This window comes from Microbacterium sp. 4NA327F11 (genome assembly GCF_005503465.1).
Taxonomy (GTDB): domain Bacteria; phylum Actinomycetota; class Actinomycetes; order Actinomycetales; family Microbacteriaceae; genus Microbacterium; species Microbacterium ginsengisoli.
The window spans coordinates 143,523-152,153 of record NZ_SCOB01000006.1 but is presented as its reverse complement, the minus strand read 5'-3'; the positions used below and the strand labels follow the sequence as shown (position 1 = coordinate 152,153).

The 8,631-nt window shown below is 73.0% G+C and carries 10 protein-coding genes; 7 read left to right on the top strand and 3 right to left on the bottom strand.

Annotated elements, in window-relative coordinates; translation table 11 throughout:
- Positions 1 to 244, top strand: a 244-nt coding sequence (locus FFS51_RS06050) for an FHA domain-containing protein (RefSeq protein WP_212742785.1), incomplete at its 5' end; no start/stop codon positions are given.
- A gap of 23 nt (positions 245 to 267) precedes the next feature.
- On the opposite strand, the gene FFS51_RS06045 is transcribed toward FFS51_RS06050, so the two are convergent.
- Genes FFS51_RS06045 through eccD form a run of 3 tightly spaced genes read right to left on the bottom strand, consistent with a single transcriptional unit; the run spans position 268 to position 4,305 of the window.
- Positions 268 to 1,605: a S8 family serine peptidase gene (locus FFS51_RS06045; protein ID WP_137877771.1), complete on the bottom strand. Its 1,338-nt coding sequence runs from the start codon at positions 1,603 to 1,605 to the stop codon at positions 268 to 270.
- Positions 1,602 to 2,963 carry a type VII secretion protein EccB gene (gene eccB, locus FFS51_RS06040; RefSeq protein WP_056206413.1) on the bottom strand — a complete coding sequence of 454 codons (1,362 nt, stop codon included), beginning with the start codon at positions 2,961 to 2,963 and terminating at the stop codon, positions 1,602 to 1,604. The genes FFS51_RS06045 and eccB overlap by 4 nt, the downstream gene beginning before the upstream one ends.
- Before the next feature lie 4 nt (positions 2,964 to 2,967).
- Complete coding sequence (gene eccD / locus FFS51_RS06035) at positions 2,968 to 4,305, bottom strand: type VII secretion integral membrane protein EccD (protein ID WP_056206409.1); 1,338 nt, start codon at positions 4,303 to 4,305, stop codon at positions 2,968 to 2,970.
- Positions 4,306 to 4,579: 274 nt separating this feature from the next.
- Between eccD and FFS51_RS06030 the strand changes: the two genes are divergently transcribed.
- The 6 genes from FFS51_RS06030 to FFS51_RS06005 all read left to right on the top strand — a co-directional run bounded on the left by FFS51_RS06030 (position 4,580) and on the right by FFS51_RS06005 (position 8,536).
- The gene (locus FFS51_RS06030; RefSeq protein ID WP_045245778.1) at positions 4,580 to 4,894 is read left to right on the top strand and encodes a WXG100 family type VII secretion target; all 315 of its coding nucleotides are present in this window, start codon (positions 4,580 to 4,582) and stop codon (positions 4,892 to 4,894) included.
- A 33-nt stretch (positions 4,895 to 4,927) separates the two neighbouring features.
- Complete coding sequence (locus tag FFS51_RS06025) at positions 4,928 to 5,218, top strand: WXG100 family type VII secretion target (protein ID WP_056206407.1); 291 nt, start codon at positions 4,928 to 4,930, stop codon at positions 5,216 to 5,218.
- A gap of 120 nt (positions 5,219 to 5,338) precedes the next feature.
- Positions 5,339 to 5,656 (top strand): WXG100 family type VII secretion target, encoded by a 318-nt coding sequence (locus FFS51_RS06020; RefSeq protein WP_056206405.1) that lies wholly within the window; start codon positions 5,339 to 5,341, stop codon positions 5,654 to 5,656.
- Position 5,657: 1 nt separating this feature from the next.
- A complete protein-coding gene (locus FFS51_RS06015) occupies positions 5,658 to 5,951 on the top strand; it encodes a WXG100 family type VII secretion target (protein ID WP_045245769.1) in 294 nt (97 codons plus the stop codon).
- 147 nt (positions 5,952 to 6,098) lie between these two features.
- Positions 6,099 to 7,397 (top strand): hypothetical protein, encoded by a 1,299-nt coding sequence (locus tag FFS51_RS06010; RefSeq protein ID WP_137877770.1) that lies wholly within the window; start codon positions 6,099 to 6,101, stop codon positions 7,395 to 7,397.
- Positions 7,394 to 8,536: an RDD family protein gene (locus FFS51_RS06005; RefSeq protein WP_171006118.1), complete on the top strand. Its 1,143-nt coding sequence runs from the start codon at positions 7,394 to 7,396 to the stop codon at positions 8,534 to 8,536. The genes FFS51_RS06010 and FFS51_RS06005 overlap by 4 nt, the downstream gene beginning before the upstream one ends.
- The last annotated feature ends 95 nt before the right edge of the window (positions 8,537 to 8,631 follow it).

Sequence of the window (8,631 nt, the reverse complement as noted above, 5' to 3'; positions counted from 1 at the left end):
CGGTGACGAGGCCGGGGTGCAGTACCTCGCCATCGCGGACGCGACCCGCACCGTGTCGACGCAGCACGCCGCGCTGCGCCTCGTCGCGGGCCGGTGGTCACTGAGCGACATCGGGTCGACGAACGGCACGAGCGTCGTCGACGCCCGCGGATCCGTGCAATCGCTGGCCGCGCACACGGTGGCCGAGATCACGGGCGAGTTCCGCCTCGGCGACATGGCGCTGCGACTCGAACCGGGCCGCTGACGCGATCCGGCGGATGCCGCCGATCACCGCCCGCCCGGCTGATCTCCGTAGAGCCCGTGGCTCGCGTGTGCTGCCGGCAGCGACGACGTCCCCTCGTGTGGTCCGGCACGCCGCCGTCCGCGCAGAACCGCGAGGGTGCCGACGATCGCGAGCGCGGCAGCGACCAGGACCGCGATGATCACCCCGACGAACACCGCCACGCTGTTCGCGGGGGGCCGGGCGGTGACGCTCACCGCGGCGGAGGGCGTCTCGCTGACGACCGGCTCCGCCGACACGAAGGGGCTAACCGGCCCGCGTACGCCCTCGCCCGGCACCATCACCAGCGCCTCGAAGGGCTGAATCGTTCCCCAGCCCGCGGCATCCGTGCGCTGGTCGGGATTCGCGCGCACAGCGGTCACCTCGAGGCGATAGGCCCACTGAGCCGGCGTCTCCTGCGGGTAGGCCGCGGCGACGAGCGCCGCCGCCGCCGACACGTAGGCGGTCGCGAAGCTCGTGGCGGGCTTGTCGGAGACGTAGATGCAGTCGCCGCCCTGGGTGGAGGTGGTGAGGATGTCCTGGCCGGGCGCAGCCAGGGCGACGTGCGGCCCGTGGATGCTCGCGTCCGTCACGACACCGCTGAGGTCGGTCGCCGCGACGCCGACGGCCCCCGGATCGCCCGCCGGGTAGCGCGCACCGTCGGCGGCATTCTCCTCGATGGCGAGCTGGTTGTCGCGGTTTCCCGAGCTCGCGACGACGAGGCTGCCCCGGGATGCCGCGTATGCCACCGCATCCCGCAGACCGGCGTCATCGGTCGCGGTGCTCATCGAGACGTTGATGATCTGCGCGCCGTTGTCGGCGGCGGTGCGGATGCCCGCGGCGAGACGGGCGACCGAGGGGCCGAAACCCGCTTTCACCTGGTCGGACTCGGTGCCGGCGAACACCCGCACGGACAGGATGCGCGCCGCCGGGGCGAGGCCTTCGACACCGGAGCCGTCGAGGGGGCGCGCGGCGATCTGACCTGCGATCGCGGTGCCGTGGCCATTGAGGTCCGCGTTCGCACCGGCGCCGTCACCGACGAGGTCGATCGCGCCGGCCATCGCGCCATCGAGGTGCGGGTTCGCCGCGACCCCCGAGTCGACGACGGCGACGGTGACTCCCGCGCCCTGCGTGATCTGCCAGGCATCGCCGCTCTGCAGCACGCCGAGCGCCTTCACCGGGTCGGTTATGCGCGTCGAGGCGGTGCACTCCCCGGTGTCGGTCGCGAGCGGGCGCGCCAACGCGGCATCCGTTCGTCCCATCGCCGCCGCAGGCGTCGCCGCGGCCAGCAGCGCCGCTCCGAGCGCGACGCCGACGACCGCACGGATGCCGCGGCCCGCCGTCACGGGGCCCCGGTCGCCGTCGGGCTCGGCGAGAGCTGCTGCCCCTCGGTGCCCCCGCCGGCCCCGAACTCGGTCAGCGCCGGCCCGGTGAGGAAGAACGGGATCCAGGCTTTGGTGACCGTCGTCACGTCGGTCGCCTGGTAGCCGAGACGCTGGAGGGTCTGCTCGGTGGCGCCCGGCAGCGCGTAGGCGGTGCCGGTCGCGTCGATGAGGGTGTCGAGGCCGCTCGACTGATCGCCGCGCCCGGCGGCGTTGACGAGCGCACCGTGACCGGCGGCGACACTCACTCCCGCCGGAGCCGGCAGGCTCGCGGCGCGGGCGGCCAGCACGGTGCGCGTCGCCTGTCCGTCGCTCGCGAGCAGCGCGCAGGGCCGCGACGCCGCGTCGAGGGGGGTGAATCCCGCGGCGGGCCAGTCGGCGCCGCCCGCCGGCTCCTTCGCGGTCGGGAGTCCCGAGCTCACCGACTGGGGAACGTCCTTCACGTCGGTGGCCTTCGCCCCGCTGCCGAGCTGGTACAGCTGCCACGCGAGCGGGCTGAGCGGGGCGAGAGTGTGATCCGACTGCACCAGGAAGCGATCGTCCTCGGCGCTCCCCGAGTAGTGGATGACGTCCCCGACGCGCAGGGTCGTGCCGAGCACCTGGTCGCCCGCGTCCGTCACGGTCAGTGGAGCAAGCGGGGCCCCCGGAGTGAAGAGATTGAGCCAGTCGACGCTCACCGCGCGCGGCGTGCTCGCCGCGATCCCGGCGGCGCGCAGCACGGCGTCGCCCGACGCGGCATCCACGAGGTGACTCGTCCCGCCTGCGACGACGTACCGGCCGCCGGCCGCGTCGACCACGATGGCCCGGTCTGTCGCGGTGGCCGCCGGTGCCTCGCCGAGCTGTACGGCGATGCCGGCGGCGTCGGCGAGGCAGGCCGTCCAGCCGGTGTCGATGAGAGCGGATGCCGCAGGCACCTGATCGGGCGCGCCCACGATGCCGACGGTCGAGCCGAGGGGGATGTCGGCGAGGTTCGACTGACTCGTGTTGATGACGTCGAACTGCCCGGCCGGCATCAGCAGACGCGCACTGGCGGTGTTGAGCACAGGGTGCAGCACGCCGTCGACGGTGACGTAGCGCGCGCCGGTGTCCTTCGCGATGATGAGCTTGCCGTTCTGCCAGCCGCTCGGGAGCCCCGGCTGGATGAGCCCGTAGAACACTCCGGCGAGCACGACCGCGGCGGTGAGGGCGATCGCGGCGATGACGGCGCGCAGTGGCGCGGCGGGCTCGAGCTCCTTCCCCTCGGGGGCACCGCTCGTGAACGCCGTGAGCAGGCGGCGGCGCGAGAAGTTCTGCGCCTCGATCAGGTCGCTCTTGGTCGCCACGCGGTCAGACCCATCCGCCGGCGATCACCCCGAGCGGCAGCAGCACCGCCAGGATGATCAGCTCGATCGTGTCGGCGACCCGTGCGAGCCGGGTGCGCGCGCGCGGCGCGAGCACCGTGATCGTCACGACGACCGCGGTGGCGATGATGAGCGCGACGAGGAGGACGAGGCGAAGCGCCGGCTGGCCGACGGTCACCGTGATACCCGTGACGGCGAGGCCGACGGTGCCGAGCGCCATGATCGCGAGCACCGCGCTGCGCGCGTAGGACTGGCGCGACGGGAACATCATGCCGAGGAACGCGAGTGCGCACAGCGCGGCGCCGGCCGCGTTCGCGGCCGCCACGAGCGGTGTCGCGGCGAGCGCGACGATGCCCAGCGCGAGACGGCTCGCGACGAGCACGCGATGGCCCGCCGCGATGCGCCGCGCAACGTCGTCACCGTCGATCGGTGTCGGCGCGGCGAACACCTCGGCGTCGCTCTGGGGCGAGATGACCCGGATGCGCGTCGAGCTGAGGGCGAGCCAGGGAAGCCCGTTGCCGAGCGTCGCCACGACCGCGACCATCACCGCGTAGACGGCGACCGCATCCACCGGCAGCACGGCGGCGAGCGTCGCAGTGACGCCGACCGCGGCGCCCGCGACGAGGGGGGCGAGCTGGATCTCGGGGCGGTCGGGTTGGAAGGCGAGTGAGGCGCCGCCGATGACGACCGCACCGAGTCCCGCGGCCGCGAGGGGCCACGTCCAGATCTCCGTCCCCGGCACCGCGAGGAATCCGGCGAGAGCACCGAAGAGGGCCGCGGCGATGCCGAGGCCGTGCCCCGCCTCGCTCTGGCCGAGGCGGCCGACCACGGCGGAGACGGCGACGAGCACGACCGCGCCTCCCGCGGCGACGATCGCACCGAGACCCAGCCCGGGGCCGGCTGCGAGCAGCAGCGCCGCGCACACACCGAGCAGCGTGAGGGACGCGGCGAGCGCCGTGCGTGCGTTGTCCTGGAGCGACCAGGGTCTGTGCTGTGAACTGGTCGCGTCGATCACAGCCTCGACGATGTCGTCGTAGACGCGCGGCTGAGCAAGCAGACCGCCGCGGGCGAGCGTGAGCAGGTCTCCGTCGTCGACACCCTGCTCCGCCGCCCCGCGCGCGACGTCGAGCACCGTGCCGTCCGCGCGCTGCAGGGCATAGCCCGCGTGCGTCATGGTCGGATCGAGCACGCCGAGACTGCGCGCGAAGCCCGGCATCAGCTCGATGAGCGGCAGCTGAGCGGGGATGCCGATGTCGAGCCGGCGGCCCTCGCACTGCACCGACACGCGCACGAGAGCACGCGAGGCGACGACGCTCTGACTCACCGGTGCGCTCCCCCTCGTTGCCCTCATCCGCCGTGCCCGCGCACGACGCCGCCAGTGTAGCCGCGGCGTGGAAGCCCTCGAATGCGCCTGGGGATGACTGCGAGGAGCCGGATCCAGATGACAGAACTCTCATCCACGAACTATCCACAATGGCCGGATCGGGCCCCGAGCGCGGGGGCCGATGGCTACCGTCGGACCCGAGGCGCTCGATCACGGTGACGACCACCGCACGGGAGCCCCACTCCGATCCAGTCAATGAATGAAGGGGGTTGACGTGGCAGATGTGATCTCCGCCGAGGAAGGCGCGCTCAAGCGCGGAGCCGAGGCAGTGAACACCGCGAAGGCCGGCATCGACCAGCAGGTGAAGTTCGTCCGTGGCGAGATCGAGCAGGTGCGCGGCTTCTGGACCGGCGCGGCCGCCGTCGCGTACACCCAGCTCATGACCCGATGGGACGACGAGACACGCAAGCTGAACGAGGTGCTCGTGACGCTCGAGTCGGCCCTGACCGGCACCGAGCGCGACCAGTCGGCGACAGAAGAGTCCCACCAGCAGACCATCTCCGGTCTTTCGTCGATCATGGGCAGCTGACGCACGCGTCGGCAGAGAGTAAGAGGAGTCATCATGCAGTCGATGTCCGTCAAGCCCGAGCAGGTCGTCGCCCTCGCCGGGCAGATCCGCACCGGCGCCAACGGAATCAAGGCTCGGCTGGAACAGCTCGAGAACGAGGTCGGCAAGCTCCGCGCCTCGTGGAACGGTGAGGCGCAGACCGCCTACGACACCGCACAGCGCAAATGGACGCAGTCACTGACCGCGCTCAACACCCTGCTCGAGCAGATCTCCGCCAAGACCACCGAGATCTCGCAGGGCTACGTGTCATCCGACAAGTCGTCGGCAGGCCGATTCTCGCTCTGACGTTCGGGCGGTGATCGCGGGCGGGCGTCCGGTCGGCGATCACCGCCTCGCCGATGAGGGGATGCCGCGGCCACCGGCATCCGTCTCGTCACCGTCGATGAATCGATCACAGGAGGAGTCATGACCGGATCGATCAGCGCCGCCGAGGGCGCGCTGCGGCGCGGTGCGGAAGCCGTATCGGGCGCGCGGGCCGACATCGTCGACAGCATCGGTCGCGTCCGAGGCGAACTCGACCAGCTGGGCGCGTACTGGCAGGGAGACGCCGCGACGGCGTTCCAGTCGCTGGTGTCCACGTGGAGCGGGGATGCGCAGCGCCTCACCGCCGTACTCGTCGAGTTCGACGGGGCGCTGCGCGGGACCGAACGCGATCAGGCCGCGACGGAGGACGCGCACCAGCAGACCATCTCGGGCCTCGGCACCATGATGGGCGGAAGCTGACATGCACGACTTCTCGGTCGACCCGCTCGCTCTGGAGGTCAGCGCGGCGGAGCTGCGCACGGAGAGCGCCCGTATCGGCGCGATCCTCGCCGGCCTGGAGCAGGAGGTCGGTCGGCTGGAGGCGAGCTGGGACGGCGATGCCCGATCCGCCTACCAGCGGGCGCAGCGCTCGTGGAGCGCGACCTTCTCCGAGATGCGGGATCTGCTCGAGCGCATCGCCCGCGCGGCCGATCAGATGTCGGCCGGGTACGTCGAGTCCGACCGCGCCTCGGCCAAGCTCTTCCGGAACGGCTGAGACCATGACCGATCCGGCGAGGCGACGCGTTGCGGCCCGCGAACCCGAGATCGGCACGCCGTCGAGAGACCTCGCTCAGTGACCCGCCCCGTCATCGAGAGGCGGCGCATAGCCGTGATCGATGCGACGTCCCGTCACGATCTCTCCGTGCCGATCGACCGCACGGTCGCCGACGCGCTGCACGCTGCACGCATCGACCTCGACCCTGCCCGCCAGACGCTCCTCGGCCGGGGCGGAAGACAGATCGCCCCGGGGTCGCCGATCGGCGACCTCGACGACGGCGCGGTCCTCACCGTCGTCGAGACGGGTGAGCGCCGGCCCACCGCGAGGAGCGGCATGCGCCGACGGCGCGACGCCGTCGAGAGCGCCGCCCTCTGGTGGACTCTGGGCGCGCTCGGCCTGGGGGTCGCCGTGGTCGCGCTCGGCGCGCCCGACGCGATCGTCCCGTCCGCGCGGCCGGTCCTCGCCGCCGTCGCGCTCGCCGCGGCGATCGCCTCCTCGGTGCCCTGGGCGACGCGGGCGTCCCCGCGCGCGACGGGCGCGGGGAGCGCGTGGGGCCCGCTCGCGCTCGCGTTCGCCGGCGGCGCGGTCGCGATCCCGGAGATGCCCGCCGCATCCGCGTCGCTGGCGGTGTTCACCGGTCTCGGATGCGCCGCGGCGCTCGCAGGGCTGCTCGGACTCGTCGCCTCGGCCGCCACCTTCCGCGCCGAGCTCGGCGTGACCGCCGTGGTGCTGCTGCCGTTCGCGCTGGTCTGGGGCGCGGCGATGATGCTCGACCTTCCCGTGTCCGCACCCGCCGCCGTCTCGCTCGGGCTCGTCCCGGTGGCGCGCCGCCTGCTGGTCGCGACTCTGCTCGACGTGTCTCCGGGCATGTTCATCGACTATCCGCGATTCCAGACGACGCGCTGGTCGGTGCGGCAGACCTATCCCGAGCCCGGCGGCCCCATCTCCGCGTCGACCGCCGCCGAAGTCGCCGTGCGATCCTCGGCTCGGCTCGTGGCGGGCACCGCAACGCTCTCGCTGATCGCCGCGGCCACCGCCCCCATCGCGCTGCCCGGCTTTCCCCTCACCGATCCACTCGTGTTCGCGGGCCGCGTGGCGCTCGCGATCTGTGCCGCCGCCGCCCTCCTGCTCGGATCCCGCCGCGCCCTGTCGCCCGTGACGATGTGGATGCCGCGGCTCGCCGCGACGGTCGTCATCGGTACCGCCGTCGCCGGGATCATCGGCGCGTTCGACGCCGATGTGCTCGCCGTCTCGGCGGTCGTGCTGCTGGCGGCGGGCGTGCTCGCGGGTCTCGCGGCGATCCCCATCGCCCGGGGTGCGCGGTCATTGGCGTGGTCGCGGACGGGAGACGTCATCGAGTGGCTCGCGATCGCCCTGGCGCTCCCGGCCGGCCTGATGGCCGCCGACGCCATCGACCTGCTGCGTGGAATGATGGGCGCATGAGCGGGGGGTCGCCGCCGAGCGGGGCCGTCGGCACGGGACCGGACACCGCGGCGTCGCGGTCGACGCATCTGGGCGCCGTGGCCGGTGTCGGCGCACGGGTCGCCGCGTTCACGATCGACATGGCCGCCGTAGCGGCGATCGCCACGGTCGTCGGAGTCGCCTCGGCATCCGTCCTCCTCGCAGTGCTCGCGACCCTCGAGGCGCTGGTCGCCCTGTGGGTGGTGCAGGGACGCACGGGGACGAGTATCGGGAAGGCGCTGCTCCGGCTGCGCGTGACGAGGGCGGACGCTCCGTTCTCGCCGGGGGTGGGACGGGCGTTCGTGCGCGGCCTCATCTCGGCGATGGGTGCTGCGGTGCTCGGCGTCGGAGCGTGGCTGGTCGAGGCGTCGGCGGCGTGGGACCGCGGGCCTCGCCGACGCTCCTGGGCTGATCGCGCGGCGCAGACCGTCGTCGTCGCGGTGCCTCGCCGTCACGAGGCCGACGTCGTCATGGGCACGCCCGACAACGGGGCCACGGTGCTGCCGGCCCCCGCGGTGAGGACGCACCGAGGGGAGGGCATCGCCGGGAGAGCGGCGATCGCGCCGGTCATCCGTCGGCCGGATGCCGCGCCCGTCCTCATCACCTCGACTCCGCGGGTGGGCGGGGTGATCTCCGCCGCACCGACGCCGGTGGTCGATACGCTGCCGGGCGAGGTCACGGGGGGCGACAGCGGCGGATCGACGGGACAGCCCGGTCCGCATCGGCGGGGTGTCGTCCCGTGGGAGACCGACGGACCCGCGGCAGATCCGTCATCGGGCGAGCTCCTGCTCGCGTTCGACACCGGACAGCGCGCGCAGCTTCCGGTGCCGGTCGCCGTGAACCTGGGGCGCCGGCCCGAGCCGACGGCTCCAGGTGACGAGCTGGTCGTCGTGCGCGACCCCGACGGCACCGTCTCGAAGACGCACGCTCGCCTCGAGCACACCCGCGCGGGCACCTGGATCACCGATGTCGGATCGACCAACGGCACGGACCTCCTCGATGAAGAGGGGCACGCCACGCCCGTGCTGCCGGGGGCGCGCACGCAGGTGGAGGACGGCGTCCGGGTGCGACTCGGCGACCGCGTCTTCACGGTGAGTCGTCTCCTCGGCGACTCCGACTGAGCGGATGCCGCGGCGCGGCCGCCACCGCGCGACTTATCCACCGATTCCCCGGTGCGCACATCGTCGACGAGCGCCTCCACAAGAATTGATCCGAT

Excerpts from the sequence above, each read along its gene's own strand:
- FFS51_RS06025 (WP_056206407.1), top strand. The coding sequence starts at position 4,928 with ATGCAGTCGATGTCCGTCAAGCCCGAGCAGGTCGTCGCCCTCGCCGGG.
- FFS51_RS06020 (WP_056206405.1), top strand. The coding sequence starts at position 5,339 with ATGACCGGATCGATCAGCGCCGCCGAGGGCGCGCTGCGGCGCGGTGCG.
- FFS51_RS06015 (WP_045245769.1), top strand. The coding sequence starts at position 5,658 with ATGCACGACTTCTCGGTCGACCCGCTCGCTCTGGAGGTCAGCGCGGCG.
- FFS51_RS06005 (WP_171006118.1), top strand. The coding sequence starts at position 7,394 with ATGAGCGGGGGGTCGCCGCCGAGCGGGGCCGTCGGCACGGGACCGGAC.